The organism is Nocardia sp. Root136 (assembly GCF_001427185.1).
Lineage (GTDB): Bacteria > Actinomycetota > Actinomycetes > Mycobacteriales > Mycobacteriaceae > Nocardia > Nocardia salmonicida.
Genome location: NZ_LMFE01000001.1, coordinates 1,807,004 through 1,832,688, shown reverse-complemented (window position 1 = coordinate 1,832,688; position 25,685 = coordinate 1,807,004). Strand labels below are relative to the sequence as shown.

General features: G+C 67.2%; 28 protein-coding genes. 17 read left to right on the top strand and 11 right to left on the bottom strand.

Annotated elements, in window-relative coordinates:
- Nucleotides 1-45: 45 nt before the first annotated feature.
- Nucleotides 46-1,548, top strand: a complete 1,503-nt coding sequence (locus ASD42_RS08505; protein ID WP_156677400.1) for a nitrilase-related carbon-nitrogen hydrolase — start codon at nucleotides 46-48, stop codon at nucleotides 1,546-1,548.
- Here ASD42_RS08505 and ASD42_RS08500 read toward each other — a convergent pair.
- A complete protein-coding gene (locus ASD42_RS08500; RefSeq protein ID WP_056812400.1) occupies nucleotides 1,539-1,874 on the bottom strand; it encodes a hypothetical protein in 336 nt (111 codons plus the stop codon). The genes ASD42_RS08505 and ASD42_RS08500 overlap by 10 nt on opposite strands.
- A gap of 229 nt (nucleotides 1,875-2,103) precedes the next feature.
- On the opposite strand from ASD42_RS08500, the gene ASD42_RS08495 reads away from it, so the two are divergent.
- From ASD42_RS08495 to ASD42_RS08485, 3 genes are all read left to right on the top strand, one after another.
- Nucleotides 2,104-2,640, top strand: a complete 537-nt coding sequence (locus ASD42_RS08495) for a sigma-70 family RNA polymerase sigma factor (protein ID WP_056812397.1) — start codon at nucleotides 2,104-2,106, stop codon at nucleotides 2,638-2,640.
- Between the two features lie 187 nt (nucleotides 2,641-2,827).
- Nucleotides 2,828-4,390, top strand: a complete 1,563-nt coding sequence (locus ASD42_RS33705) for an N-acetylmuramoyl-L-alanine amidase (RefSeq protein WP_056812395.1) — start codon at nucleotides 2,828-2,830, stop codon at nucleotides 4,388-4,390.
- A gap of 77 nt (nucleotides 4,391-4,467) precedes the next feature.
- On the top strand, nucleotides 4,468-5,499 hold the full coding sequence (locus ASD42_RS08485; RefSeq protein WP_056812392.1) for a CobW family GTP-binding protein: 1,032 nt from the start codon (nucleotides 4,468-4,470) through the stop codon (nucleotides 5,497-5,499).
- A gap of 3 nt (nucleotides 5,500-5,502) precedes the next feature.
- On the opposite strand, the gene ASD42_RS08480 is transcribed toward ASD42_RS08485, so the two are convergent.
- From ASD42_RS08480 to ASD42_RS08470, 3 genes are read right to left on the bottom strand one after another with little or no spacing between them, the layout of a single operon-like run.
- The gene (locus ASD42_RS08480) at nucleotides 5,503-5,934 is read right to left on the bottom strand and encodes a molybdenum cofactor biosynthesis protein MoaE (RefSeq protein ID WP_056812389.1); all 432 of its coding nucleotides are present in this window, start codon (nucleotides 5,932-5,934) and stop codon (nucleotides 5,503-5,505) included.
- On the bottom strand, nucleotides 5,927-6,997 hold the full coding sequence (gene moaCB, locus ASD42_RS08475) for a bifunctional molybdenum cofactor biosynthesis protein MoaC/MoaB (protein WP_056812386.1): 1,071 nt from the start codon (nucleotides 6,995-6,997) through the stop codon (nucleotides 5,927-5,929). The genes ASD42_RS08480 and moaCB overlap by 8 nt, the downstream gene beginning before the upstream one ends.
- Nucleotides 6,994-8,199, bottom strand: a complete 1,206-nt coding sequence (locus tag ASD42_RS08470) for a molybdopterin molybdotransferase MoeA (protein WP_056812383.1) — start codon at nucleotides 8,197-8,199, stop codon at nucleotides 6,994-6,996. Before ASD42_RS08470 ends, moaCB begins: the two co-directional genes overlap by 4 nt.
- Nucleotides 8,200-8,341: 142 nt before the next feature.
- Between ASD42_RS08470 and moaA the strand changes: the two genes are divergently transcribed.
- Genes moaA through ASD42_RS08455 form a run of 3 tightly spaced genes read left to right on the top strand, consistent with a single transcriptional unit; the run spans nucleotide 8,342 to nucleotide 9,997 of the window.
- Nucleotides 8,342-9,400: a GTP 3',8-cyclase MoaA gene (gene moaA, locus ASD42_RS08465; protein ID WP_056812380.1), complete on the top strand. Its 1,059-nt coding sequence runs from the start codon at nucleotides 8,342-8,344 to the stop codon at nucleotides 9,398-9,400.
- Nucleotides 9,393-9,635: a MoaD/ThiS family protein gene (locus ASD42_RS08460; RefSeq protein WP_056812377.1), complete on the top strand. Its 243-nt coding sequence runs from the start codon at nucleotides 9,393-9,395 to the stop codon at nucleotides 9,633-9,635. The genes moaA and ASD42_RS08460 overlap by 8 nt, the downstream gene beginning before the upstream one ends.
- Before the next feature lie 2 nt (nucleotides 9,636-9,637).
- Entirely contained in the window at nucleotides 9,638-9,997 is a 360-nt protein-coding gene (locus ASD42_RS08455) for an iron chaperone (RefSeq protein WP_056812374.1), read from the top strand.
- A 162-nt stretch (nucleotides 9,998-10,159) separates the two neighbouring features.
- On the opposite strand, the gene nadE is transcribed toward ASD42_RS08455, so the two are convergent.
- On the bottom strand, nucleotides 10,160-10,984 hold the full coding sequence (gene nadE, locus ASD42_RS08450) for an ammonia-dependent NAD(+) synthetase (protein ID WP_056812371.1): 825 nt from the start codon (nucleotides 10,982-10,984) through the stop codon (nucleotides 10,160-10,162).
- 6 nt (nucleotides 10,985-10,990) lie between these two features.
- Nucleotides 10,991-11,638, bottom strand: coding sequence for a TetR/AcrR family transcriptional regulator (locus ASD42_RS08445; protein ID WP_371852075.1), 648 nt, complete (start codon nucleotides 11,636-11,638; stop codon nucleotides 10,991-10,993).
- A 96-nt stretch (nucleotides 11,639-11,734) separates the two neighbouring features.
- Here ASD42_RS08445 and ASD42_RS08440 point away from each other — a divergent pair, with 96 nt between their 5' ends.
- The 4 genes from ASD42_RS08440 to nrdE all read left to right on the top strand — a co-directional run bounded on the left by ASD42_RS08440 (nucleotide 11,735) and on the right by nrdE (nucleotide 15,570).
- The gene (locus ASD42_RS08440; protein WP_056812368.1) at nucleotides 11,735-12,304 is read left to right on the top strand and encodes an NAD(P)H-dependent oxidoreductase; all 570 of its coding nucleotides are present in this window, start codon (nucleotides 11,735-11,737) and stop codon (nucleotides 12,302-12,304) included.
- Nucleotides 12,305-12,691: 387 nt separating this feature from the next.
- A complete protein-coding gene (gene nrdH, locus ASD42_RS08435) occupies nucleotides 12,692-12,925 on the top strand; it encodes a glutaredoxin-like protein NrdH (protein ID WP_056812365.1) in 234 nt (77 codons plus the stop codon).
- 30 nt (nucleotides 12,926-12,955) lie between these two features.
- Nucleotides 12,956-13,429 carry a class Ib ribonucleoside-diphosphate reductase assembly flavoprotein NrdI gene (gene nrdI, locus ASD42_RS08430; RefSeq protein ID WP_082843882.1) on the top strand — a complete coding sequence of 158 codons (474 nt, stop codon included), beginning with the start codon at nucleotides 12,956-12,958 and terminating at the stop codon, nucleotides 13,427-13,429.
- A gap of 11 nt (nucleotides 13,430-13,440) precedes the next feature.
- Nucleotides 13,441-15,570 carry a class 1b ribonucleoside-diphosphate reductase subunit alpha gene (gene nrdE, locus ASD42_RS08425; protein ID WP_056812364.1) on the top strand — a complete coding sequence of 710 codons (2,130 nt, stop codon included), beginning with the start codon at nucleotides 13,441-13,443 and terminating at the stop codon, nucleotides 15,568-15,570.
- 50 nt (nucleotides 15,571-15,620) lie between these two features.
- Here the strand turns inward: nrdE and ASD42_RS08420 are convergent, their stop codons facing one another.
- Nucleotides 15,621-16,157: a hypothetical protein gene (locus tag ASD42_RS08420; RefSeq protein ID WP_056812361.1), complete on the bottom strand. Its 537-nt coding sequence runs from the start codon at nucleotides 16,155-16,157 to the stop codon at nucleotides 15,621-15,623.
- Between the two features lie 38 nt (nucleotides 16,158-16,195).
- Between ASD42_RS08420 and pnuC the strand changes: the two genes are divergently transcribed.
- From pnuC to ASD42_RS08405, 3 genes are all read left to right on the top strand, one after another.
- On the top strand, nucleotides 16,196-16,837 hold the full coding sequence (gene pnuC, locus ASD42_RS08415; RefSeq protein WP_056812359.1) for a nicotinamide riboside transporter PnuC: 642 nt from the start codon (nucleotides 16,196-16,198) through the stop codon (nucleotides 16,835-16,837).
- Nucleotides 16,834-17,898: an AAA family ATPase gene (locus ASD42_RS08410; protein ID WP_056812356.1), complete on the top strand. Its 1,065-nt coding sequence runs from the start codon at nucleotides 16,834-16,836 to the stop codon at nucleotides 17,896-17,898. Before pnuC ends, ASD42_RS08410 begins: the two co-directional genes overlap by 4 nt.
- 150 nt (nucleotides 17,899-18,048) lie before the next feature.
- On the top strand, nucleotides 18,049-18,543 hold the full coding sequence (locus ASD42_RS08405; protein WP_056812353.1) for a DUF3558 family protein: 495 nt from the start codon (nucleotides 18,049-18,051) through the stop codon (nucleotides 18,541-18,543).
- A 32-nt stretch (nucleotides 18,544-18,575) separates the two neighbouring features.
- Here the strand turns inward: ASD42_RS08405 and ASD42_RS08400 are convergent, their stop codons facing one another.
- Nucleotides 18,576-19,568, bottom strand: coding sequence for an LLM class F420-dependent oxidoreductase (locus ASD42_RS08400; RefSeq protein WP_056812349.1), 993 nt, complete (start codon nucleotides 19,566-19,568; stop codon nucleotides 18,576-18,578).
- A gap of 183 nt (nucleotides 19,569-19,751) precedes the next feature.
- On the opposite strand from ASD42_RS08400, the gene ASD42_RS08395 reads away from it, so the two are divergent.
- Entirely contained in the window at nucleotides 19,752-20,279 is a 528-nt protein-coding gene (locus ASD42_RS08395) for a hypothetical protein (RefSeq protein ID WP_056812348.1), read from the top strand.
- Here the strand turns inward: ASD42_RS08395 and ASD42_RS08390 are convergent.
- Nucleotides 20,258-20,944: a DUF899 family protein gene (locus ASD42_RS08390; RefSeq protein WP_056812345.1), complete on the bottom strand. Its 687-nt coding sequence runs from the start codon at nucleotides 20,942-20,944 to the stop codon at nucleotides 20,258-20,260. The genes ASD42_RS08395 and ASD42_RS08390 overlap by 22 nt on opposite strands.
- 80 nt (nucleotides 20,945-21,024) lie before the next feature.
- Here ASD42_RS08390 and ASD42_RS08385 point away from each other — a divergent pair, with 80 nt between their 5' ends.
- Together ASD42_RS08385 and mgtE are read left to right on the top strand one after the other, a co-directional pair.
- On the top strand, nucleotides 21,025-21,600 hold the full coding sequence (locus ASD42_RS08385) for a TetR/AcrR family transcriptional regulator (protein WP_056812342.1): 576 nt from the start codon (nucleotides 21,025-21,027) through the stop codon (nucleotides 21,598-21,600).
- A gap of 357 nt (nucleotides 21,601-21,957) precedes the next feature.
- Nucleotides 21,958-23,406 (top strand): magnesium transporter, encoded by a 1,449-nt coding sequence (mgtE, locus tag ASD42_RS08380; protein ID WP_235569347.1) that lies wholly within the window; start codon nucleotides 21,958-21,960, stop codon nucleotides 23,404-23,406.
- On the opposite strand, the gene ASD42_RS08375 is transcribed toward mgtE, so the two are convergent.
- On the bottom strand, nucleotides 23,403-24,383 hold the full coding sequence (locus ASD42_RS08375; RefSeq protein WP_056812341.1) for a hypothetical protein: 981 nt from the start codon (nucleotides 24,381-24,383) through the stop codon (nucleotides 23,403-23,405). The genes mgtE and ASD42_RS08375 overlap by 4 nt on opposite strands.
- Nucleotides 24,384-24,497: 114 nt before the next feature.
- Nucleotides 24,498-25,442 carry a hypothetical protein gene (locus ASD42_RS08370; protein ID WP_056812337.1) on the bottom strand — a complete coding sequence of 315 codons (945 nt, stop codon included), beginning with the start codon at nucleotides 25,440-25,442 and terminating at the stop codon, nucleotides 24,498-24,500.
- Nucleotides 25,443-25,685 lie beyond the last annotated feature (243 nt).

Below are 25,685 nucleotides of genomic sequence, written 5' to 3'. Positions count from 1 at the left end.
GTACGGGCGATGTGCTGAAGCCGCCTCCACCGCGACGATCAAGGGGTGACATCTACTGAAGAGGCTGTGCGCGAGGGGTTCTCCGGGCGAATCGAACGTCGATGGCTCGGGCCGTCGACGATCTGGTTGGTCGCCACCATCGGCTCGGCGGTGTTGTGGAGTATCGGCACCGGCCTGCATCCGATTCCCGGAATCGCCCTGCTCGCACCACTTCCGGTGTTGTGGCTGGCCCCGCGGCAATCCGCGTCGGTGGTGTACGCGGCAGCGGCGCTGTCGTGGTTCGGCGGTAACGCGAGGTACTGGTCCTACTTCATCGATACCCTGGACCAACCTGCGACTATCCCTGTAATTCTGCTTGTCGGCGGCGCACTGACCTTCGGGGCGTGCATCGCCCTCTTTCGAAAGCTACTGATACAGGGCAGGTTTGGATGGGCCGTGCTCGCCCTACCCGCCCTGTGGACCTCGGTGGAGTTCCTGGTCAGCATGGTCGGCGGGATCGGCGCGTGGTGGAGCATCGCGTACTCCCAGGCCGAGGTGGCGGCGATCGTGCGCGTCGCATCGATCACCGGCGTGTGGGGGATCAGCTTCCTGCTCCTTGCGGTGCCCAGCGCCGTTGCCGCGCTGATGGCCCCCGGAATCCGAACGGCACGCGGGTTGACGGTGGTCGGTGTGGCGGCGGGAGCGGTGATCGTCGCCATCGGTGCAGGTCAGTGGTGTTCCGAGGCGGCAAGCGGCGGCCCGGTGACGAGGGTGGGTTTGGTCGCCGTCGCGCAGCCGCCGATGTACGTTCCGGTCGCCACGCCCGATGGTGCGCGGATGATCACCGAAGCGGTCGCCGCCGTCGACCAGCTCGCCGACCAGGGCGCCGAAGTCATCGTCTTCACCGAGAAGGCTTGGCATGCGAGACAATCCGAGCTCTGGTTGTTGCGCGACCCACTCAGCGCCGTTGCTGCTCGCCGTGGCGTCCATCTGGTCGTAGGTCTGGAACTCGAACAACCCAACGGCACTGTCAACGCCGCCATCGCCTATCCAGGCGAAACTGTCTACGCGAAGCGCTTTCTCGTCCCCGGCCTCGAATCCTCGCTCCAGCCAGGAACGACCTCGGTCCGGATTCCTGGTCGTTCCTGGGCGCTGGCGATCTGCTTCGACCTCGATCGTCCTGCCCTCGTCCGCCAGAACCGCACCGACGGCGCGACGCTGATCCTCGCTCCCGCACTGGATTTCACCGTCGACCACTGGTTACACAGCCGAATGGCAGTGCTACGAGCCGCCGAGTCAGGCATCGCCATCGCCCGCCCCGCCCAGCTCGGCGAACTGGTCGCCGTCGACGCACAGGGCGCCGTGCAGGCGTCGGTCCGCACCGACCTCACCGAAACCCGCATGGCGCTCGCCGACATCCGTACCGCCGGGGATCGCACGCCTTACGTTCGCTGGGGCGACTGGTTCGCAGGATTGTCGATCATGCTCGCCGTGGCCGGTGGACTCGCTGCCCTCCGTCGTCCGGTCGCTCAACCGAGGAGGCCTCGTGAATCGGTCGATCAGTCCTGATCGGGCCAGGTATCGGCGACGACCAACTTGCCCGCCGCCAGGATCAGCGCGTAGTGCTCGGCGACCACGCCGGACGGATAGGTCGGCCAGAACGACACCGCCCCGGTCGCCTTGTCGATGACGTACACCGAGCCGCCGATCGGGATCGGCCGATCCGGGGGCGCGTGCAACGGCGCGATCGCGAAAACGGTGAATCCGTCGGCGAATTCGACGATCTGCCGATCGTGCCCCGGTTGCTCGGCGGGTAGGTGTTCGGCCGCGAGGCGGGTGGCCTCGGCCCGGTCGACCGGCGTCTGCGCGTCGGTCGGATATGCATGGATGTCCACGGTGTTCGCTCCTCGTGGCGATTGTCGTCGCCCTGGTGCGATCGTGCTCGACTTCGCTCGAATGCGCGAGCCCGGAAAATAGAACGAGCCCGGCGTCCCTGCTCCCCCCTCCTGGAGCAGGCCCTGCCGGGCTCGCAAGAACTACTCTCCGGTATCGGCCCAGCAGGATCCTGAAGAGTCGCTTAACGCGCGGCGTTGTCATCGACGCGGTCCACCGCGATAACCCCATATGAAGGACAACTCCTGCGGTGCGCACTGTGCGCGCCTGTGTACCAGGGACGGGCTGGCCGAGGTGCTTGCCACCGATCGCGGTCTGCTGCACTGGCGGGCTGTGCGCAGTCTCGGCGATGCGGGCCTGGCCGAGCACGCGGTGCAGGAGACCCTGCTGCGCGGCTGGCGTTCCTGTCAGGACTTCGACGATCGCAAAGGCAGCGTGCGAACCTGGCTGCTGGCGATCGAACGCAACGTCGTCATCGACATCCTGCGGGCCCGAGCCATTCGGCCCGGTGATGTGGGCTGGGACGACATCACCGAGGTATCGGTCTGTGGCAGACCGGATTTCGCCGACGGACTGGTCGACGGGCTGCTCGTCGACGACCTGCTGGCCAGGCTCCCGGAACCGCAGCGCGCGGCGGTGACCGAGGTGATTCTGCACGACCGCGGGTACCGGGAGGTCGCCGCGGATTTCGGTGTTCCGGTCGGCACTGTGAAGACCCGGGTGCACTACGCGTTGCGGTCTCTGCGGCAATTGCCAGAAGTTGCCTGAGAGTCGTCGCTGAGCGCTCATCTGGGCATCCGAACAGCGTCTTTTCATACTTCCATCCAGTTACATTTCGGTAACTGTGCTTGCCCTGTGGTTGCCAACGTTGCAAGAGTGAACCACTGGGTTTGGTGTTACCAGGTGTTACCAATGGGAAGGGAGGGGTGCTCCGGTCCCGGAGCACCGACCGAACATGCAACCAAACATCATCAAGGCCGGAATCTGCTCTACCGTCTCCGCCGCGGTGGTGGTGTCGCTGTCGGGATTGATCCCCGTGACCGCCCACGCCGCTCCTGAACCGGCGACCAGCGCGCAGCTCGCCGGTAAGACGATCTTCCTCGACCCCGGTCACCAGGGGTCGGCGCATTCGGAGGACCTGAGCCGCCAGGTCGACAACGGCCGCGGCGGTACCAAAGACTGCCAGACCACCGGCATGACCTCACTCAACGGCATCCCCGAGCACACCATCAACTGGGATGTCGCCCAGCTCGTGCGGGCGTCCCTGGAGGCGCTGGGCGCCGAAGTGGTGCTGAGTCGTGCCGACGACACCGGGTGGGGCGGCTGCGTCGACGATCGCGCCCGCGCCGCCAACCAGTCCGGCGCCGACGTGGCGGTGAGCATTCATGCCGACAGCGCGGGCCCCGACCAGCACGGATTCCACATCATCGTGCCGCAGCTCCCCATCCCCGACTCGATCGCCGACAAGGCGCAGTCCGGCGGCGGGCGACTCGTGTCGAGCGCGGTCCGTGACGCCTACCTGGCGGCCGGCTTCTCGCCCGCGAACTACGCGGGCGTCAAAGGGGGTCTGCAGACCCGCGAGGATGTGGCAGGCCCGGCGCTGACGCAGGTGCCGCTGGTGTTCGTCGAGATGGGCAACGGCGCCAATGTCGGCGATGCCGCTCGGCTGGAATCGCGCGAAGGCCAGCTCGAGCACGCGGTCGCCATCGCGACCGGCGTCGTCGGGTTCCTGCTGAACAAGCCGATCCCCGCCTACGCCGCCGCACCGGGTCGGGTGCCGGTCGCGACCACCACACAGACACCGAAGCGCGCACCCGCAGCCGAGCCGGCGCCGACCACTGACCCACCCGCGCCGCCGGCCGCGAACCAGAACGGCGCGTCCGTCCCTGACGAGGACCCCAGCGGTGCCGGAACGCCCGCCGAGGGCACGAATGGGGCTTCGGCGCCCACCACCGCCCCGGCTGACTCCTCACAGCCCTCGAAGAAGCCCGGAGGGACCACCGCGTCGACCCCGGAGTCCGAGGCGCCGGCTCCGACCTCGACGACAGCGGCACCCCACGCGGTCGCCCCGGCGCAGGTTCCCGCACCCGAGCAGGCACCGGCTGATCCGCCCGCGCTGCCCAGTGGCGCGAGCGACCAGACGGCGCCGACCGAGGATCCGGCCCCCGCCGACGCCAACGGTCCCGCGACCGGCGCACCGATCCCCGCACGATCCCCGATCGCCGATCCGGTACCGGTGGCCCCCGTCCGCACCGCGGCCCCCGGCGACCCGCCCCGCACGGCGTCACCCCAGGCGCCCGCCGCACCCGCTCCGAAGAAGCGCGGCACCACACCCAAAACCGAGGCCGCGCCCGAAGAGTCCGAGCTCGATCTGAGTACCCTCGGCGGCCCGATCACCACCGTCATGACGCTGCTCATGCCTTTGGCCCAGGCCCTCGGCATGGACGAATCAACCATTCCCGGCCAGCTGATAAATCTGGTGTACACCCTGGTTGGCATGGTTTTCGGTCCGTCCTGACAGTTCATCGCACCTACGCCGCCCACTCCTGATCCAGGGGTGGGCGGCGTGCTGTGTGGCCGGGGGTAGGTGGCACCATGGGTGCGGTGATTCCTGTCGTGATCGTTGCTGGGTTTCTCGGTTCGGGGAAGACGACCCTGCTCAACTACCTGCTGCGCAACAATCGGGGAACCCGGATCGGGGTGGTGGTCAACGACTTCGGGGCCGTGAACATCGACGCGATGCTGGTGGCGGGGCAGGTCGACGCGATGGTGTCGCTCGGCAACGGGTGCGTGTGCTGCGCGGTGGACGTGTCCGAACTCGACGATCTGTTCGCGCAGCTGGCGCAACCGCGCAGTGCGGTGGATGTGATCGTGGTGGAGGCGAGCGGGCTGGCCGAGCCGCGCAACCTGATCCGCATGGTGATCGCCAACCCGAACCCGCGTATCGCCTACGGCGGATTGGTCGAAGTGGTCGATGCCGAGCAGTTCACCGCCACCAGCACGCAGCATCCCGAGCTGGTGACCCATCTGCGGATGGCGGATCTGGTGCTGGTGAACAAGGCGGACCGCGTCGGAGCCGAGGCGCTGGCCGGTCTGCGGGCGCAGTTGGCCGACTGGGTCGGGCAGGTACCGGTCTATGCGACGACGCACGGCCGTATCGATCCGGGCCTGCTGTTCGACGATCGGGCGCCCGATCAGCCGAGGGTGGCCGAGCAGCTGAGTTTCGACACACTGCTCGACGAGCACGACCACGATGATCCCGAGCACCGGCACCTCCACGATGACTACGTCTCGGTGTCGTTCACGACCGAACGCGCCTTGAATCCCCGTGCGCTGGTGGGCTTTCTGGAGGATCCGCCGCCAGGTCTGTTCCGCGCCAAGGGGTATGTGACGTTCGCGGTGGCGGGCGAGCGACGCAAGTTCGAAGTCCACCTGGTCGGCAGACACGTGGTCTTCACCCCCGGCAGCTGGGCGCGCGGCGAGCAGCGCGTCTCGAACCTGGTACTGATCGGCGCGGGGCTCGACGCGGACGGGGCGCTGAAACGCTTGCACGACACCGTGTTCGACGGTGAGACGCTCTTGGACGAGCAGGAGATGCTCGGTGTATGGCGCTACACCGTGCAGTGACCGTCAGCCGCAGGCGTTGACCCACTCCGAAAGCCCGTCTGCGAACAACTGCCGCTTCCAGATCGGCACCTCGTGCTTGATCCGATCGACGAGCTCGGCGCACACCGTGAACGCCTCGGCCCGATGCGGCGCGGCCACCGCGACGACGATCGCCAACCCACCGATCGTGAGCGACCCGATTCGATGTGTCGCCGCGACCGGAAGTCCGCTCGCCTGCGCCACTTCCGTGCAGATCGCGTGGAGGAACCGCTCGGCCTGGGGGTGTGCGGAGTACTCCAGCGACGTCACCGCCTGCCCACCGTCGTGGTTGCGCACCTTGCCGGTGAACACCACCACCGCGCCGAATTCCGGTCCGTCGACAGCGTTTTCGACGGTGAGGGGGTCGAGGTCCTGATCGCTGATGGTCGCCAGCCGAACGGCACCGAAGTCACTCATGGTTGCCGCCTCCGGCTACTTGCGCGAGCAGATGATCCAACAGCGGTTCCAGCACCGCGATCCCGTCTTTCACCCCGCCGGGTGAACCGGGCAGGTTCACGACAACGGTGCGACCGGCCAGCCCGGCGACGCCGCGACTCAGTGCGGCCAGGGGGAACTTCGCGGTCCCACGCTGCCGGATCGCATCGGCGACACCCGGCAGCTCACGATCGAGCACGGCGCGGGTGGCCTCGGGCGTCGCATCGGTGGGGGAGGCGCCGGTGCCGCCGGTGGTCACCACCAGCGCGGGCGCCGCGCTCAGTGCGTCGGCCAGCCCGGCGGCGATCTCCGCATCGGCGTAGACCAGCGGCCCACGGACCGAAAACCCTTGTGCGGTCAGCCAATCGACGAGGACGGGACCGGTGGTGTCGGTGCGGGTTCCCGCCGCGGTGCCGGTGGACGCGACGACCACGACGGCTGTCCGTGAAAAGTCCTGGGAGTCAGCCGATTCCGTCGCAGCATCGGTCCGCGTCGACAATGTGGGCTCGACACCGGCACCCGCGTTCACCTGCGCCAACCGATCGAGCGCCGGTGCGCCGGTCTCGGAACGACTCTCCGGCCGAACCCAATGCCCGTGCTTTCCACCCTCTTTGGTGACAAGCCGGACCCCGTTCATCACCGCGGCGGGGTCCACCGCCTTCACCATGTCGTGCAAGGTGAGCCCCGCGACGGCCACCGCCGTCAGCGCTTCCATCTCGACGCCGGTCGGACCCTTCGTCTTGGCGGTCGCCTCGACGGTGATGGTCGTCTCGGTGAACCCGAACTCCACCTTCACCGATGACAGCGCCAGCTGATGACACAGCGGGATCAGCTCGGAAGTCTTTTTCGCACCGGCGATTCCGGCCAACCGCGCAGTCGACAACACGTCGGCCTTCGGCATGCCCTCGGCCCGCACCAACGCGATCACCTCGGCGGTGGTCTGCAATTCGCCTGCGGCGACAGCGATCCGGGTGGTGTCGGCTTTCGCGCTGACATCGACCATGCGCGCGCGACCCTCGCGGTCGACGTGGGACAACTCGCTCATAACGACAAGATTCGCACAGGGACACCGGCGGCCAGCGAGGTGACCTCGGCGGGAACATCGACGAGCACATCGGCCCACGCCATCGCCGCGATGAGATGTGAGCCGGGCCCCGAGATCACTTCGACTCCGTCCTCGGTCAACAGGCCGCGCAGGTATTGGCGACGACCGGCAGGGGAGCGCAGCGGCGTGCGCAGGGTCGTTTCGCCGCTCACGAGTTCCGGCAGTCCGGCCAGCGCGCGCACGGCGGGGCGCGCGAACACCGCGTACGACACCATCGTGCTCACCGGATTGCCGGGGAAGCTGAGCACGGGGACCTCGTCGACCACCGTGTAGCCCTGTGGTCCGCCGGGTTGCACCGCGACCGAGCCGAACGTCCCGCCGAGCGGACCCAGCACATCCTTGACGACCTCGAAGTCGCCCTTGGACACGCCACCGGAGGTGAAGACCACGTCGGCGGCGGCGGTCGCGGCGTTCAGCACCGAGGTGAACACCGCGGGGTCGTCGGTGCTGTGCGCGACCTCGACCACCTCGACACCGTCGGCTCGCAGTGCCGCGGCCAGGGCGATGCCGTTCGAGTTGTAGATCTGACCCGGCGCCAACACGCTGCCCGCGGGCTGGAGTTCGTCACCGGTCGTGATGCAGACCGCGCGTAATCGACTCAGCACCGACACGGCAGGCAGGCCGACAGCGGCCAGCGCCGCGATATGGCGGGGGGCGAGTACCGTGCCCGCCCGCGCGACGAGCTCACCGGTCCGCACATCGGTGCCCGCCTCGCGCACGAATTCGCCGCGCCCACGTCCACGTTCGACCACGATCCGACCGTCTCCGGCCTGTACATCCTCGACCGGCACCACACAATCGGCACCGGGCGGTATCGGCGCACCGGTCATCACCTTCACCGCCGAGCCGACGGGCAGCGCGTCGGTGCCCGGCTTACCCGCCGCCACCACGCCGACAACAGGCAGCGTGACCGGCGTGACGGCCACATCGGCCGCGCGCACCGCGTATCCGTCCATCGCCGAGTTACGGAACACCGGCAGGTCGATCGGCGACACCACATCAGCCGACAGCGTGCGGCCGAGCGCGTCGGGCACCGCCACCTGTTCATCGGGGCGGTCGGCGAGCGGGGCCAGCAGCGCGGCGACGGTGTCGCGGTACTCGTCGACGCTGCGTGCCGACGCGGTAGCGGGCCGGGGAGTCATGCTGCCAGCTTAATCTCCGCCGTCCGGGCCGGTCGGGGTCGCGTTGCTCACGGTGGGGGCTTGCCTGTGGTGAGCTGACGAGTTCGCGAAGAATCGGCCCGGCGCAGGGAATGTGACGGGCCTTACGGGTCATACTGTAGAGATGACGCTGGTCGAGATGGGGATACCCGCCGTGCGATCGGAGCGGCCGTCCCTGGACGGCAGGCCCGAGACGCCGTTCCTCGTCGACCGTTTCGGCCGGATCGCCCGCGATCTACGCGTGTCCATCACCGAGAAATGCTCGCTGCGCTGCACCTATTGCATGCCGGAGGAGGGCCTGCCGCCGATTCCGCGCCAGGAACTGCTCACCGCCGACGAGATCGTGCGGCTGGTGTCGCTGGCCGTGCGCGAGCTGGGTGTGCGGGAGGTGCGGTTCACCGGCGGCGAACCGCTGATGCGCCGCGAGCTGGAACAGATCATCGCGGGCTGTCACGCGGCGGTGCCCGGCACCCCGCTGGCCATGACCACCAACGGCGTCGGCCTCGAACATCGCATCCACAAGCTCGCTGCGGCTGGCCTGACCAGGGTGAATGTCTCCCTCGATACCGTCGACCGGGAGGATTTCACCCGTCTCACCCGCCGCGACCGCCTGGAATCGGTGCTCAACGGCATCCGTGCCGCGCGCGACGCGGGCATGGCGCCGGTGAAGGTCAACGCCGTGCTGATGCGCCAGAATCTGGCGGGCGCGGCCGACCTGCTCGCGTGGTGCCTGGCCGAACAGTGCGAGCTGCGCTTCATCGAGGAAATGCCCCTCGACGCCGACCACGAGTGGGCCCGCGATCACATGGTGACCGCCGCCGACCTCCTCGACGTCCTCGGCGAGCGCTTCACCCTGACTCCCACCACCCGCGCCGACCCCTCGGCTCCGGCCGAGAAATGGCTGGTCGACGGCGGACCGGCGACCGTCGGCATCATCGCCACGGTCACCCGCAAGTTCTGCGACAGCTGCGACCGTACCCGGCTCACCGCCGATGGCATGCTGCGCTCGTGCCTGTTCAGCGACCAGGAGTTCGACGTGCGCAGCGCGCTGCGGGCAGGCGCCGACGACGACGAGGTCGCCGAGCTGTGGCGCGGTGCGATGTGGCAGAAATGGGCCGGTCACGGTATCGACGCCGCCGGTTTCGTCCCCCCGGAACGCACGATGGGAGCCATCGGTGGTTGAGGTCCGCTATTTCGCCGCCATCGCCGACGCGGTCGGCAAGAACACCGAATCCCTCGACCTACCCGACGGCGCCACCGTCGCCGACCTGCGCGCCACCCTCGCTGCCACCTACGGCTCCGACATCGACAGCCTCGTCGGCGTCTGTGCCTTCCTCATCGGCGACGAGCTCACCCGCGATCCGTCGGCCATGCTCCGCGACCGAGTCGACGTTCTCCCGCCTTTCGCGGGCGGCTAGTCGTGGTCCAGAGCAAGGCCGCCGACGTAGCGACCTACCTCGCCGAACTCCCGCAGGATCGCCGCGAGGCGCTCACCAGGCTGCGCGACCTGTGCCTCCAGGAGCTGCCGGGCTTCACCGAGGTGATGTCCTACGGCATGCCCGCCTACGAACGCGACGGCACCGGCGAGGTCGCCTTCGCCAGTCAGAAGCAGTACATCTCTGTCTACGTACTCCGCTCCGACGTCCGCGCAGCCTTCGCCGACCGCCTCGCGGGCCGAGACATGGGCAAAGGCTGCCTACGCTTCCGCAAAGAACCGGACTACACCCTCGTCCGAGACTTGTTGCGCGCCACAGCATCCAGCGAAGGCGCAGTCTGCTGATCTAGTTGACTCAGTCGCCCGACCCGTGACACCTGATCTCGTAAGAACATGGGTAACTCCCCGGGAACACCCAAAACAGCACCCACGCCCCACCGCATGCCCGATCAGCAACCCACCCACCACCACAGCCGTCGGCAAAATACCCGGAGAGGCGGCGGAGCCCTAGCGCCACCAGGTGTCGAGCGGGGTGACCGGGACGGTGCGCTTGTGGCGGGTGTTGGTGAAGATCGACTCCACCCGCGTGGCCACCTCGGGGGTGACGTCCTTGCCCTCGAGGTAGTCGTCGATCTCGGCGTAGCGCAGGCCGAGCGCGTCCTCGTCGGCGAGGGCGGGACGGTCGTCCTCGAGGTCGGCGGTGGGGACCTTGGACCAGATGCTCGACGGGGCGCCCAGTTCTTGCAGCAGGGCCGCGCCCTGACGCTTGGTGAGACCGGTGAGGGGCGTCAGGTCGACACCGCCGTCGCCGAACTTGGTGAAGAATCCGGTGACCGCTTCGGCTGCGTGATCGGTGCCGACCACCAGCAGGCTTTCCTGGCCCGCGAGGGCGTACTGGGCGACCATCCGCTCGCGCGCCTTGATGTTGCCGCGCACGAAGTCGCGCAACCGCTCGTGATCCAGCGCGCCCGCGACCTCGATGCCCACGGCGTCGGCGCTGGGGCGGATGTTCACCACGACCGTGCGATCGGGGTCGACGAAGTTCAACGCGATCTGCGCGTCGTGCTCGTCGGCCTGCATGCCGTAGGGCAGCCGCACCGCCAGGAATTTCGCCTCGACGCCCTCGGCCCGCAGCTCCTCGACGGCGAGCTGGCACAGCCGACCGGCCAGCGCGCTGTCCTGTCCGCCACTGATCCCTAGGGCGAACCCTTTGGCCGGGGTGGTGGCCAGGTAGTCCTTCAGGAAGTCGACGCGCTGCCGGACCTCCTGCTTCGGCTCGATCTCGGGCTGTACACCCAATTCGGCAATGATCTGTTCACGCAGTGTCCCCATGCCGTCTCACTCTACTTGTGGGGCAGGGGAAATGACCCGGCGAACCAGCCATTCCCAGTTGTCGCCGATCTGCTCGCGCGAGTAACCCAGCACCTCGACCTGGTGGATGATCAGCGCCGCCGACAGCGTGGACAGCAGCGAGTCGGCGATCAGCGCGACTTCACCGTCGACCCCGGCCGCGCGCAGCAGCAGCGTGACGTGCGCCTTGTGCAGGGCGTACGGCCCGCCGCCGAAACGCCCGTTCTCTTCGGCGGCCCGATGCAGATCGCCCTCGACCTCGACATCGAGCAGCCGAGTCCGCCCGAACGCGATCAGCCGCTCGACCGGGTTCGCCTCGGGGCCGAGCGGCGCCGGGCCGAACATGAACGCGGCCTGGAACTTCTGCTCGGAATGATCCAGCAGCGCCAGCATCAGCCCGGTGCGATTGCCGAATCGGCGAAAGACCGTGCCCTTGCCCACTCCCGCGCGCTTGGCCAGGGCGTCCATCGTCAGACCGTCGACGCCGTGCTCACGCACCAACTGCTGGGCCGCGTCGAGCAGTAGCGCGCGATTGCGCGCGGCATCGGCACGTTCGACGGGTTCCGCGCTGCCGGGCAGCGGCTGTCCGATCCCCAGCAGGGGCGGCTCGTCGGATCTGGGTGTGCCGTAGCTCACGCCGCTCACACGTCCTCCGCGGGAAGTAATCGGACCGAGGTCCGGTTAATGTCGGATGAAACTTGGATCATTCCACTGAGTACACCAGGAGTCGCAATGAGCGAGACCCGCATCCTTACTCTCGTCGGAAGCCTGCGCGCGGGCTCCATCAATCGCCGCCTGGCCGAGGCTGCCGTGCAGACCGCGCCCGCCGACGTCGACATCACCATCTACGAGGGTCTCGGCGAGATCCCGTTCTACAACGAAGACCTCGATGTGCCCGACGCCGTGCCCGCGCAGGCCGCCGCGCTGCGTGCCGCCGTCGCCGCGGCCGATGCCGTCCTGCTGGTCACTCCCGAATACAACGGCACCCTGCCCGCCGTGCTGAAGAACGCCATCGACTGGGCCTCGCGGCCGTACGGCGCCGGCTCGATCAAGGGTAAGCCGGTCGCCGTGGTGAGCGCGTCGATCAGCCCGAACGCCGCGGCGTGGGCGCACGGCGACACCGTCAAATCCGTGGGCGTAGCGGGCGGCGTCGTCGTCGAGTCGGCGCACGCGCAGTTCGCGACCATCGGCGAGCGTTTCGCGCAGACTCATCCGACCGAGGACGCCGAGGCGCTGACCCAGCTCGGCGCGACCGTCCACGAGTTGGTCGCCGCAGTGAACGGCACTTTGGTCTCGGCGTAAGCTGAGCGTTCGGCAGGGCGTCGCATCCGTCACGGATGCGACGCCCTTCGGCTGTCCACGGGGTTTGCTGAAGACTCGCCGGTAGATGAAATCGTGATCTGAACCACTGTTTTCCCTGCTGGCCGGTGGCCCGTCCTGGGACTTACCGCGTGGGAATTACATCCGTGCGACTCGCAACACCTTGTGTTGTTCCCATCTGTCGGACACTAGGTGTAGTGTCTGTCGTACTGGAAGACGGTGTGAAGCCACCACTGATCGGGCCCAAGGGAAGGGGTTGCGAGCAGGGCTTTCTTCGCTAGATCCAGGAGTTTGCGCAGCATCACCCGTTCGTGCATTGCATACGGATCACAGGCTGTGGATCAGGCATAGGAGAGAGGGACTTCCATCATGACCATCACCGTGTACACCAAGCCCGCTTGCGTGCAGTGCAACGCCACCTACAAGGCGCTCGACAAGGTCGGGGTGGACTACGACGTCATCGACATCTCGGAGAACGACGAGGCGCGTGATTTCGTCATGGCACTGGGCTACCTGCAGGCGCCGGTCGTCGTCGCGGGTGAGGATCACTGGTCGGGCTTCCGTCCCGACCGCATCAAGTCGCTCGCCGTCGCGGCTGCGTAGTTCGCGCCGGTTCGCCGGTAAGGAGGCGCCATGCCCGAGCAGATGTCTCCGGGCGGGCTGGTCTACTTCTCCAGCGCCTCGGAGAACACCCATCGTTTCGTCGAGAAGCTCGGTCTCCCGGCTACTCGACTTCCACTGCACACATCATCTGATCCGCCGCGGATCGACGAACCCTACGTGCTGATCACCCCCACCTATGGCGGTGGTCGGCACGTCATGGGTGGACAGCGTCCCGACAAGGACCTCGTTCCGCGGCAAGTCGCCAAGTTCCTCAACGACCCACACAACCGCGCGCTGCTGCGCGGGGTGATCGCGGCCGGCAACACGAACTTCGGCGATACCTATTGCGTTGCAGGAGACATCATCTCGCAAAAATGCGGGGTGCCGTATCTGTATCGCTTCGAACTCATGGGAACCGCTGAGGACGTCGCGCGCGTCCGAGAGGGATTGGGATTGTTTTGGCAACAGCAACCACAGCACCGGCAGGCAAGTCAGCACGCCTAGAGCAGTCGGCGGTGCGCGGCGAGGCGGGCGAGGTGCTCGACTACCACGCCCTCAACGCGATGTTGAACCTGTACGGCCCCAACGGTGAGATCCAGTTCGACAAGGATCGAGAGGCCGCGAACCAGTACTTCCTCCAGCACGTGAACCAGAACACGGTCTTCTTCCACAACCTGGACGAGAAGCTGGATTACCTGGTCAAGGAGAACTACTACGAGACCGAGGTGCTCGACCAGTACGGTCGCGCCTTCGTCAAGCAGCTGTTCCAGCAGGCCTACGCCAAGAAGTTCCGGTTCCCGACCTTCCTCGGCGCGTTCAAGTACTACACCTCGTACACGCTCAAGACCTTCGACGGTAAGCGCTACCTGGAGCGGTTCGAAGATCGCGTCTGCATGGTCGCGCTGACGCTGGCCGCCGGTGACGAGGTGCTGGCGAGCAACCTGGTCGACGAGATCATCGACGGCCGGTTCCAGCCCGCCACCCCCACCTTCCTCAACTCCGGCAAGAAGCAGCGCGGCGAGCCCGTGTCCTGCTTCCTGCTGCGCATCGAGGACAACATGGAGTCCATCGGGCGCTCCATCAACTCCGCGCTGCAGCTGTCCAAGCGCGGCGGCGGCGTCGCCCTGCTGCTCAGCAACATTCGTGAGCACGGAGCCCCGATCAAGAAGATCGAGAACCAGAGCTCGGGTGTCATCCCGATCATGAAGCTGCTCGAGGACTCGTTCTCCTACGCCAACCAGTTGGGTGCGCGTCAGGGCGCGGGCGCGGTGTACCTGCACGCGCACCACCCCGACATCTACCGCTTCCTCGACACCAAGCGCGAGAACGCCGACGAGAAGATCCGCATCAAGACGCTGTCGCTGGGTGTGGTGATCCCCGACATCACCTTCGAGCTGGCGAAGAAGAACGAGGACATGTACCTGTTCTCGCCGTACGACGTCGAGCGCATCTACGGTGTGCCGTTCGCCGATGTGAACGTCACCGAGAAGTACTACGAGATGGTCGACGACAAGCGCATCCGCAAGTCGAAGATCAAGGCGCGCGAGTTCTTCCAGACCATCGCCGAGCTGCAGTTCGAGTCGGGCTACCCCTACATCATGTTCGAGGACACGGTGAACCGGGCCAACCCGATCAAGGGCAAGATCACCCACTCGAACCTGTGCTCGGAGATCCTGCAGGTCTCCACCCCCTCGGAATTCAACGACGATCTGTCCTATTCCAAGGTGGGCAAGGACATTTCGTGCAACCTCGGTTCGCTCAACATCGCCAAGGCGATGGACTCGCCCGACTTCGGTCAGACCATCGAGACCTCGATCCGCGCGCTCACCGCTGTCTCGGATCAGACCCACATCTTCTCGGTGCCCTCGATCGAGCAGGGCAACAACGAGTCCCACGCCATCGGCCTCGGCCAGATGAACCTGCACGGATACCTGGCGCGTGAGCGGGTCCACTACGGCTCCGAAGAAGGTGTGGATTTCACCAACATCTACTTCTACACCGTGGTCTACCACGCGATTCGGTCCTCGAACCTGATCGCCAAGGAGCGCGGCTCCTCGTTCGGTGGGTTCGCCGAATCCAAGTACGCCAGCGGCGAGTACTTCGACAAGTACACCGAGCAGGCGTGGGTGCCCAAGACCGACAAGGTGGCGCAGATGTTCGCCGAGGCCGGCGTGCGCATCCCCACCCAGGACGACTGGCGTCTGCTGAAGGCCTCGGTGCAGGAATACGGCATCTACAACCAGAACCTGCAGGCCGTGCCGCCGACGGGTTCGATCTCCTACATCAACCACTCCACCAGCTCGATCCACCCGGTGGCGTCGAAGATCGAGATCCGCAAGGAAGGCAAGATCGGCCGCGTCTACTACCCGGCCCCTTACCTGGACAACGACAATCTCGAGTACTACGACGACGCTTACGAAATCGGCTACGAGAAGATCATCGACACCTATGCCGCGGCCACCCAGCACGTGGACCAGGGCTTGTCGCTGACGCTGTTCTTCAAGGACACCGCCACCACCCGAGACCTGAACAAGGCGCAGATCTACGCATGGCGCAAGGGCATCAAGACGCTCTACTACATCCGCCTGCGCCAGATGGCCCTCGAGGGGACTGAAGTCGAGGGTTGCGTGTCGTGCATGTTGTGAGCTGAGCTGACGATAAAGGGCGGTCTCCCTGGGAGACCGCCCTTTTCGCGTCAGGGGGCACTGTCGAAGAGGTCGAAGCAGGACCAGCCGCCGCGGAACCACTGGCCGATCAGCTGCCAGGTCGACGGGTAGGTGCCGTCGGCGTACCGCAGTCGGAGTCCGTATGAGCACTTGCCGATCGTCGTCCGGGTGAGCCGTTGGACGATCGTGCGGTGCAGGAAGGACGCGCCGAGCCAGGCGAGGATGCCGTACAGAACGGCCGTCGTGCCGGACGCGATGTACCAGGCGGTGGCGCCGATCGCGGCGTGCAATGCCATATCGATGAGGAACGCGGGTATCACGCCGGTCTCGTCGCCGCTGGAAGTGCTTCCGGTGAGCGGGAATTCGTCCGTCGGGCGCCGACGTGGCTCGCGAGCGGTGCGCGTCGGTTGCGCGTCGGCGCCACGGAGTATCCGCCGTTCCTTGCCGCGTGCCGGGGCGGTGCTGCGTTGCTCATAGGGCTCAGCGTGGTCGACGCCGCTTAACAAGCACCCGCTGCCGACCTTGTCGACCTGATCACCGGGGTCTCTTGCGGCCGAGCCTCGCATGAATTATGGTCAATCTGACTAATAGTCAGGGGTGGGAGATGAACGTGCTGGATCTGGTTGCCGCACTGCAGCAGCCGTTGTTCACGGTGCTCGGTACGGCGGTGAGTTGGACCGAGGTGCTCGGGTTCGGCAGCGGAGCGCTGTGCGTGTGGTTGGTCGCTCGCCAGCACATCGCGAACTGGCCGATCGGCATCGCCAACAATGTGTTCTTCATTCTGTTGTTCACCCAGGCCGGGCTTTTCGCTGATGCGGGGTTGCAGGTGGTGTTCATCGCGCTGGCCGGGTACGGGTGGTGGACGTGGGTGCACGGGTCCTCGCGCACCGAGCCGCTGCCGGTGCGTCGGACGACGCGGGTCGAATGGCTGTGGCTCGCGGCGTGCGGGGTGCTCGGTACCGCCGCGATCACCGTGCTGCTCGACACGGCCACCGAGTCCACCGTGCCGTTCTGGGACGCGCTCACCACCGCGCTGTCGCTGATGGCGACCTACGGGCAGTGCCGTAAACGGCTGGAGTCGTGGTGGTTGTGGATCGCGGCCGACATCGTCTACATCCCGCTGTATGCCTACAAGGGCTTGTTCCTGACGGCGCTGTTGTACCTCGGATTCCTCGCGTTGTGTGTTCGGGGGTTGATCGCTTGGCGTCGTGATGTGGTCGAGGTCCCGGTGGCGGTCGCGGCATGACGCGGTATGGGCACGGGCTGGTTCTCGGCAAGTTCTATCCGCCGCACGCGGGTCATCACCACCTGGTTCACACCGCCGCCGCCCGCTGTGAGCGGCTGACCGTGCTGGTCTGCGCGTCGTCGGTGGAGTCGATCCCGCTCGCCGACCGCGTGGCCTGGATGCGCGAAATGCATTCTGATCCAGCTATTTCCGTCGTCGGCGCCGTTGACGACGTGCCGATGGACATCACCGACCCCGCCATCTGGGACGCCCACATGGCGGTGTTCTTCGCCGCTGTCGCAGACCCCGTCGACGCGGTCTTCACCTCGGAGGCTTACGGCGACGAGCTGGGCCGACGCTTCGGCGCCGACGCGATCTGCGTCGACCCGCGGCGACTGCGCCACCCGATCTCGGCGACCGAGATCCGCCGAAACCCCCTCGCGCACTGGGACTTCCTGTCCCCACCGGTCCGCGCCGCGATGACCAAGCGGGTGGTGGTGCTCGGTGCGGAATCGACCGGAACCACGACCGTCGCGCACGCGCTCGCCGCGCACTACGGCGCCCGCTACGTCCCCGAGTACGGCCGCGAATACAGCGAACGAAAGCTGGCCGGACTCGGTCCCGGCGGGCACTGGTCCGATATCGAATTCACCTCGCCGGAATTCCCGCTGATCGCCGCGCACCAGCAGGCGGGCGAGGATCGCGCGGCCCGCGAAACCGGCCCGGTACTCGTCTGCGATACCGATGCCTTCGCCACGACCATCTGGCACGAACGCTATCTCGGCTATACCCATCCCGGCATCGTCGCCGAGCACCGCCAGCACCTGTGGCTGCTCACCGACCATGTCGGTGTCGCGTTCGAAGACGACGGTCTGCGCGACGGCGAGCACCTGCGGCCGTGGATGACCGAGCGTTTCCGTGCCGAACTCACCCGCACCGGCCGGCGATTCACGATGCTGACCGGGCCACCCGAAGAGCGCCTCGCCACCGCCGTGGCCGCTGTCGACGCGCTGCTGGCCGAAGGCTGGAACATCGCGGACCCGCTGCCGGAGCGCGCCACAAACGAACGGGCGTGCACCTAGGACGCGGACCGAGCGCAACGTGCGAGTTCGTCACAGCATCGGGTGCGGGGTTGTGGTGATCGGCCCAGGCTTGGCGAACGACGGCTCGGGGCGGCCGCGAACCTTGTTACCGTGGCCGCGTTTTGCGATGCACGGTGAGAGGGAACACGGATGAAGCGCGCGCTCATGACGGTGGCGACCGGGGGATTGGCGTTGGCGGCGCTCGTCGGATGTTCGAGCGAAGGGCAGGAGCCGACGGCAACGACAGCGTTGTTCGAACCGTGCACCGGAGTAACCGCGGACGCTCTGCACAAGGCCGGTGTCGACCCCGTGACGAAGGTCGCCGCCGGCTCTGTGTCCGCAGGCTGGCAGACCTGTGAGTGGACCGGCGACACCGCCTACCTGCGAGTGTTCTCCACCTCGCGAACCCTGAAGGAATTCGAATCGGAATCGGGCGAAACAGCTTTCGCCGACTACACAGTCGCGGGCCGTACCGGACGTCGCCTCGGAGGCGCTCCCACTACCGGCTCCTGCGACGTCCTCTTCGCCGCGGACCAGGGCGTGATCCGCCTGGTCGTAGTGAACAACCCCGCCCACCAGAGCGACGACGCCTGCGCGACTCTGCGCCAGATGGGTGAGTCGATCGTCCCGAACTTTCCCGCCTGAACCAGCGGGAAGTCGGGTCACCGGGTCGCTCATTACGCCAATGCCGGGATCACCTCGCGTTCGAAGAGTTCGATGCCGGAGGTGTCGTAGGCGGCTTCGGGGAAGTTGACGATGGTGTAGGCGAGGCCGAGATCCTTGACCTTCGTGAGGCGTTCGACGATCTGCTCCGGGGTGCCGACGGCCGCGCTGGTGGCGAACTGTTCGTGCACACGGGCTTTGGCCACATCGGCGCCGAGGAAGGGGGTGAAGCGGTCGACGATCGTCGAGAGCCGTTCCTGCACTTCGGTTTCGGTGGCGCCGACGATGGCGTTGAAGTTCGAGCTGCGGGTGATGTCGGAGAAATCGGTGCCGACCTCCTCGCAGTGCTGACGCAGGATGTCGGACTTGCGGGCGAACTCGTCGGGGTCGCCGCTGAAGTTGGTGTAGTCGGCGTATTTCGCGGCGATGCGCAGGGTCTTCTTCTCGCCGCCACCGGCGATCCAGATCGGGATGCCGTTCTCCTGCAACGGTCGTGGGTGCACGATGGCGTCATCGACCTCGTAGTACTTGCCGTTCAACGTTGCCCGGCCGGTCTGCCACGCCTGGCGGAAGATCTGCACGCCCTCGTCGAGGCGGCCGAGCCGCTCACCGGCGGACGGGAAGCCGTAACCGTAAGCGCGCCATTCGTGTTCGTACCAGCCGCCGCCGATGCCCATCTCCACCCGGCCGCCCGAGATGAGGTCGACGGTCGCGGCCACCTTGGCCAGGTAGGCGGGGTTGCGGTAGCTCATGGCAGTACACATCTGCCCCAGCCGCACGCGCGACGTGGTGGCCGCGAACGCCGCCATCAACGACCACGCCTCATGGGTGGCCTCGTCGGTGGGAACGGGCGTGGTGTGGAAGTGGTCGTAGACCCAGATCGACTCCCAGTCGGTGCCGGTGTCGAACCGCTGGGCGAGCTCGCGCATCACCGACCACTGGTCGGCCGGTTCGATACCGACCAGATCCAGCCGCCAGCCCTGGGGAACGAAGATGCCGAAGCGCACAGGTTTTCTCCTGGATTGAGTAGAACTCGAGCGGCGCCACACGCCGCGGGTGTCGAGAACCACTGTTCCACTTCTGCGCGCTCAGGCAACTATTGTGCGCGCACCGCGCTGAACCCTGGACCGGCCGTTATGCACCGAAATTCGGTTGGCACGCGGGGCGAACCCGGGCATGCTGGCAGGCGTATGAACAATATTTCTCCACCCCGCCTCGGCGTCGACTTCGGCCGGGTGATCCAGGGGGCCGCGCTCACCCCGGGCGCCGCGGACACCGTATTCCTGTCGGGCGGCTTCGACGAAGCGATGAGCACCCCGCCGAGTCCCGACGCCTTCGCAGTGCTCAACCGGCTGGTGAGCGGTTTCGACGGCAACGCCTGGGTGATCTCGAAGTGCGGTCCGCGCATCGAGCAACGCACCAGGCAATGGCTCGACCACCACGACTTCGCCGCCCGCACCGGAATCCCCCGAGAACACTTGCGCTTCTGCAGAACTCGCGCAGGCAAGGCGCCGCACTGCACCGAACTCGGTATCACGCACATGATCGACGACCGGCTCGACGTGCACGCGATCCTGCGTGATCTGGTGCCCCGGCTGTACCTGTTCGGCGCGCAGAAGGGGCCGATCCCATCATGGCTGACCCACACGCCCGACTGGCCCGCGGTCGAGCGTGCGGTCGGTGCGGATCTCGCGGGTCAGGCGCTCGGGTCGCCGTAGGACGCGGCGATGTCCTTGCTGCTCGGCCAGCCGCTGTAGGTCGGTGATTGCGGCCAGCCCTCGGGGCTGTCCTGCCATTCCTCCTGGCGGCCGTAGGGGAGCGCGTCGATGAGGCCGAAGGTGTAGGCGAGTTGTTCGGTGCCACGGCCGTCGGTGTGCCAGCTGCGGTAGACGGTGTCGCCGTCGCGCAGGAAGGTGTTCACGGCGAAGCCCGCGTCGGGGCCGGCGCCCATGTCCGCGCCGAACGGGCTGTCGGCGGTCGAATACCAGGTCATCGCGTTGCCGACGCGCTTCTTGTACGCGAGTACCTCGTCGATTGGCCCCTGCGTCACGATGACGAATCGCGCGTCGTAGCCGTCGAGGAAGTCCAGCCGGGCCCACTGCGCGGTGAGGCCGGTGCAGCCGGGGCACTGCCAGGTGTTTCCCGGCGTCCACATGTGGTGATAGGTGATCAGCTGGGAGTGTCCGTCGAAGACCTCGGCGAGCGAGACATCGCTGCCGTCTTCGGCTTTCAACGTGTAGTCGGGCAGGCGGACGGCGGGCATGCGCCTGCGCTGGGCGGCGACGGCGTCGAGTTCGCGGGTCGCGGCCTTTTCCCGGAGCCGGAGCTGATCGAGTTCGGCCTGCCAGGCGTCCTGATCGACGATGGTGGGCAATGCGGGCATAGTGAGCCACCCTTCGATGTGTACGGCGTGCACATTTGATATGTTCACACCGTATACTTCATCGAAAGGGAGTTCAAGGGTTGGCCTATCACCACGGTGACCTCGCGGCGGCATTGGTCGAGGCCGGGCTGGAGCTCACCCGATCCGGCGGCCCCGACGCGCTGACGATCCGCGAAGTCACCCGTCGGGTCGGCGTCACGCCGAATGCCGCCTACCGGCACTTTCCTGACCGGCGAGCGCTGTTGCGCGCGGTCTCGGCCGCGATCGAGTCCAGGATGGCCGAGGGTATGGAGCGCAGCCCGGCGGCGCCGCGTGCGAGTCTGCGCGCGGTCGGGCTCGGCTATATCGGCTTCGCGCTGCTCGAACCGGGCTGGTTCGCGGTCGCGTTCTTCGGCGCCGGTGACATCTCGCCGGAGTCGGTGGTCGACTCGCCCGCCTACCTCGCCCTCGCCGACGCGCTCGACATGATGGTGCACGTCGGCGACCTCGCTCCCGTGGCGCGCCCCGGCGCGACCTGGAGTTGCTGGTCGACCGTGCACGGATTCGCGGAACTGGCGTTGCGCGGGCCGTTGCGGCACCTGGACCGCGCCGAGCTGTGGCCGCTCGCCGAACAGGCCGTCGACACGGTTATCGCGGGGCTGCCGTCGGCGGTGTGATCGGTGTCACTGTGACCAGTGGTACGCAAGCTGAAGGTGAAACAAGTGTGGCCCGCATGTATTCTCATGGGCGGAAGGGTGTGCCCGTGTGGGTGCTCCAAGCGATTCGCGGAGAGATCACCCGCGGCGACTGCGAGGAGGTGGGGTTGTCATGCACAACGAACCTCCCAGTCGAAGGCCGCGCGGCGTCGCCCCTTCGTCCTTGCACCACACATCCTGACCTGTTCGGTCCGGTCTGTGCGTGTCGGCCTCGGCGGTGGACGCCCCGCGGTGTGAACCACCGTCACTCGTTCCCCTTCTCGCACATCCTGTAGCTGTGCCGCAGGCGTGTGCGCTGTCACGCCAGAGGACTCGATCATGTCGAACGTCGATCTCGTTACCGCCCGTCATGTACCCGCCGAAACCGTTGTGCCCGAAGTGATTTCGCCGCGCCGCAGGGCCGTCGAAGACCATGCGGTCACCGAGGCGCTCGAAATCCTGTCCGAGTCGGTGCGCGACATCGTCGAGACCCATCGGGTCTGTAGCGGCCTCGACTGGCTCGACAACCGTCCGCCGCACGTCATCGCCGACGCGCTGGCGCGCATGGACGCCGTGCAGGCCGGTGTCGTGTTCCGGTTGCTCGACAAGGAGCGCGCGCTCAGTGTGTTCGAGGAGCTCGAGCCGGTCGACCAGCAGCAGATCCTGCAGGGACTGCGCGAGAAGAGCTTTCGCGATCTCGTCGAGGCGATGGACCCCGACGACCGCGCCCGCATGCTGCACGAAGCACCCGCCAAGGTCGCCAAGAAGGTACTCGCCGGGCTGAGCCCGCGCGAGCGCCGGATGACGGCCACGCTGCTCGGCTACCCCGAGGGCTCGGTCGGGCTGTACATGACGCCGGAAGTCGTTGCGCTGCCGGACAATCTGACCGTCGCGCAGGCGCTGGGTTGTGTGCGCGCCAAGGGCGGCAACGCCGAGACGGTGTACACGCTGCCCGTGGTCGATCGCGGCCGCCGCCTCACCGGCATCGTCGAACTGCGCGAGCTGGTGCTGCACTCCCCGGACGCGATGGTGTCCGAACTCGTCGTCACCGAGCCGCCGTTCGTGCGGGCCACCGATGCCGCGGAGAAGGCCGCCCGGCTGATGAGTTCCACCAACCTCATCAACCTGGTGGTCGTCGACAGCGAGGATCGAGTGGTCGGGCTGCTCACCATCGACGACGCGATGGAGGTGCTCGAGGCCGCCGACAGCGAGGACGTCGCCAAGCAGGCCGGTTCGGCGCCGTGGGAAGGCCATTACATGGCCGCCAAGGTGTTCCAGCTGGCGCGCTACCGCGCGCTGTGGCTGACGCTGCTGCTGTTCGCGGCCACGCTGACCGTGAGCGTCACCGACATGTTCGCCTCGACCCTCGAACAGGCCGCGAGTCTGGCGCTGTTCATTCCGCTGCTGATCGGTGCGGGCGGCAACGCCGGTGCGCAAGCGGCGACGGCGTGCGTGCGCGCGCTGGCGGTCGGCGAGGTGCGCGTCTCGGATCTGTTCAAGGTGATCTGGCGCGAATGCCGGGTCGGGCTGGTGCTCGGCACCATGCTGGCCGCGGCGGGCCTGCTGATCGGCACGGTGTTCGTCGGGCCGAAGATCGCCATCGTCGTGGCCATCACCCTGGTGGTCATCTGCGGTTGGGCGGCGACCATCGGCGGCACGATGCCGTTGCTGGCCAAGAAGTTCCGGATCGACCCCGCGGTGGTGTCGGCGCCGATGGTGACCACGCTGGTCGACGCGACCGGGCTGATCATCTACTTCACCACCGCGAAGCTGGTGCTGGGAATCTAGCGCTGCGGGAAGAGCGTGAGCGTCTGCGCCATGACGTCCTTGGCGACGTCGTCGGTGGCGGCGACCACCTCGACAACCGGAATACGCCTGCCGAACGCGGTGGATTCGGCGGGCAGTTCCGGGCCGACAGCCGCGGTGTAGATCGGGATCGAGCTGTCGTACACCGAGACCGAGCGGTGCACCGTGCGGCCGTCGATTCGGTCCTCGGTGCTGTTGGCGGCCAGATATTCGGGCACGCGGTACTCGTAGCTCACGGTGATCTTCTCGCCGCGGTAATTGAACAGGCACTGGGTGAGTCGCAGTTCGTCGTCCGGGACGGCGCCTGCCAGTTTGCCCCGGACCGTGCACGGATCGGCGCCGAGCAGCACGGTCGGTGTGGTGTCGGGGGAGGTGCCCTGCGGCGGTGATTGCCGCCAGCGGTCGACCATGCCTGGCATCAGTTCGTCGGCGACGATGCAGGGGTTCTTGCCCGGGGTGGAAAGGCCGAGGTAGAAGGCCGCGCTGGACGGGAACTGGGCGGTCGCACCGCAGGCGCGTGGTTCGCCGGTCTCGCGGTCGGGAACCGTGCGGACGGTCGCATCGCCGATCTGCCTCATGATGCCTCGGCCGCTCGTGGACACACTGCTCAGCAGGGTGGCGTGCCAGGTCAGGGTCGAGCCCTCACCGGCTTTGTCGCTGCCGAGAAGGGCCCGGCACGAATCCAATCCGACGGTCACGCTCTTGACCTCGCCGAGCTTCGCCAGGACGTCGCGCGGTAGCAGCGCGCAGACGTCGACCTGGCGGGTCGCCTGGGCTACCTCGGCGCGCTGGTTCGGATCCTGAGGAACCTTCGACCAGAACTCGGGGGGCTGGGCGGGAATCACCGGTGCGGGCGGCGGCGGCAGTTCCCCGTAGTCGGGGGGTTTGCCCGCGTCGTCACTCCCACATGCGGCGCACACGAGCAACGCGGCAGCGGCCAGCGCCATCCTGCGATACATTGGCACCCCTGTCCTCGACAGATCCGGGCCCGGACTCGCGCCCGACCACCGAGTCTGCCCGCGACGGCAACATTCGTGCAAACATCGTGCCGGGTCGTTCTCAGAACGTTGTCGTCAGCGCACCAGCGGCAGGGTTTCGCGCATGACCTTCTCCGCGATCGCCGAATGGGCCGTGACCGAAACCGTCGGCACGCGCCGACCGAGCAGCGCGTCGGTCGGCCCTGGCGCGAGGCCGGGGCCGACGACGGCCGACAGCGACGCCATGTCGGCCTGGGCCGTGTCGAATCGGTACACCTGGCGGGAACCCACGGTGAAGGCCGGGGTGTCGTCGATGATCGAGCGTTCCTCGTTGTAGTCGTAGGTGACGATCGCATCGCGCCCGTCGACATTCAATTTGCACGTGGTGACACCCTGATCGGCCACCGGCACCCGGACACCGAGCAGCGGCGCGACCGCGCACGGATCGGCCCCGGTGACCACCGCCCGGTCCGAATCCGGCGAGGTACCCTGCGCGGGCTCCTTGCGCCACTCGGTCAACGCGATCCGCACCAGCGTCCGCGCCGACGTGCACGCGTCCTGCGGCGCCCGCACGCTGAACGACAGATCGGCCCCCGCCACGAACCGCGCCCATGCCTGGCAAGCCCCGCGCACCTGTGGATCAGCCGACGCCGCCGGCTCGTCGTTGAACTGCACCCGCACGTCTCCCATGGACTCCTCGTCGACCGGCCCGTCCATGCTCGGCTCACCCTCGAACATCACCCCGGTACTCCAGGTCGCGTCGATGCCGGTGAGATGACCCGGTACGGAGATGCTGAGTCGGCACTGATTCGGATGCACGTTCTCGATATCGCGCACGGTGCCGAGGGTGCCGAGCGCCGCGCGGGGGAGCAAGGCGCACACATCGATCGCCCTGACCTTGCGCAATGTCGCGATCTTCTCCTGATCGGAAACCGCTGCGGTGGACCAGAAACCACCCTCGGGCATGGAGTCCGGTGCGGGTTCGCTCCCGCAGGCGACCATCGTCAGCACTGCGGCGGAGAGCAGGATGAGCTGTCGCACAGGGGTTCTCCTTGTCCGGTTCAGGTGGCGGGAAATTCGGGGCCGACCACCACGGTGTAGCTCGTGCCGTCGATCACGTGGGCGGCCCGGCCGTCGAGTCCACGCAATCGCATCGGAAATCCCCCTCGCGCGAGACAGTTCCCGCTCCTACAGACCCGCTTCGAATGCCAGTGTGCCGGAATTGGCGCCCCGCACCCGCACCGGGCCCGGGCGTGCCGGGCAGTGGCGGCGCTCACCGGCGAA

What these genes read in the sequence shown, in the direction of transcription:
- ASD42_RS08410 (WP_056812356.1), top strand. Translation starts at nt 16,834, where the DNA reads ATGACGCGGTATGGGCACGGGCTGGTTCTCGGCAAGTTCTATCCGCCG.
- ASD42_RS08405 (WP_056812353.1), top strand. Translation starts at nt 18,049, where the DNA reads ATGAAGCGCGCGCTCATGACGGTGGCGACCGGGGGATTGGCGTTGGCG.
- ASD42_RS08395 (WP_056812348.1), top strand. Translation starts at nt 19,752, where the DNA reads ATGAACAATATTTCTCCACCCCGCCTCGGCGTCGACTTCGGCCGGGTG.
- nrdI (WP_082843882.1), top strand. Translation starts at nt 12,956, where the DNA reads ATGCCCGAGCAGATGTCTCCGGGCGGGCTGGTCTACTTCTCCAGCGCC.
- ASD42_RS33705 (WP_056812395.1), top strand. Translation starts at nt 2,828, where the DNA reads ATGCAACCAAACATCATCAAGGCCGGAATCTGCTCTACCGTCTCCGCC.
- moaCB (WP_056812386.1), bottom strand. Translation starts at nt 6,997, where the DNA reads ATGAGCGAGTTGTCCCACGTCGACCGCGAGGGTCGCGCGCGCATGGTC.
- ASD42_RS08485 (WP_056812392.1), top strand. Translation starts at nt 4,468, where the DNA reads ATGGGTGCGGTGATTCCTGTCGTGATCGTTGCTGGGTTTCTCGGTTCG.
- ASD42_RS08470 (WP_056812383.1), bottom strand. Translation starts at nt 8,199, where the DNA reads ATGACTCCCCGGCCCGCTACCGCGTCGGCACGCAGCGTCGACGAGTAC.
- ASD42_RS08420 (WP_056812361.1), bottom strand. Translation starts at nt 16,157, where the DNA reads ATGCGAGGCTCGGCCGCAAGAGACCCCGGTGATCAGGTCGACAAGGTC.
- nrdH (WP_056812365.1), top strand. Translation starts at nt 12,692, where the DNA reads ATGACCATCACCGTGTACACCAAGCCCGCTTGCGTGCAGTGCAACGCC.
- ASD42_RS08375 (WP_056812341.1), bottom strand. Translation starts at nt 24,383, where the DNA reads ATGTATCGCAGGATGGCGCTGGCCGCTGCCGCGTTGCTCGTGTGCGCC.
- ASD42_RS08440 (WP_056812368.1), top strand. Translation starts at nt 11,735, where the DNA reads ATGAGCGAGACCCGCATCCTTACTCTCGTCGGAAGCCTGCGCGCGGGC.
- pnuC (WP_056812359.1), top strand. Translation starts at nt 16,196, where the DNA reads ATGAACGTGCTGGATCTGGTTGCCGCACTGCAGCAGCCGTTGTTCACG.
- moaA (WP_056812380.1), top strand. Translation starts at nt 8,342, where the DNA reads ATGACGCTGGTCGAGATGGGGATACCCGCCGTGCGATCGGAGCGGCCG.
- mgtE (WP_235569347.1), top strand. Translation starts at nt 21,958, where the DNA reads ATGTCGAACGTCGATCTCGTTACCGCCCGTCATGTACCCGCCGAAACC.
- nadE (WP_056812371.1), bottom strand. Translation starts at nt 10,984, where the DNA reads ATGGGGACACTGCGTGAACAGATCATTGCCGAATTGGGTGTACAGCCC.
- ASD42_RS08390 (WP_056812345.1), bottom strand. Translation starts at nt 20,944, where the DNA reads ATGCCCGCATTGCCCACCATCGTCGATCAGGACGCCTGGCAGGCCGAA.
- ASD42_RS08480 (WP_056812389.1), bottom strand. Translation starts at nt 5,934, where the DNA reads ATGAGTGACTTCGGTGCCGTTCGGCTGGCGACCATCAGCGATCAGGAC.
- ASD42_RS08495 (WP_056812397.1), top strand. Translation starts at nt 2,104, where the DNA reads ATGAAGGACAACTCCTGCGGTGCGCACTGTGCGCGCCTGTGTACCAGG.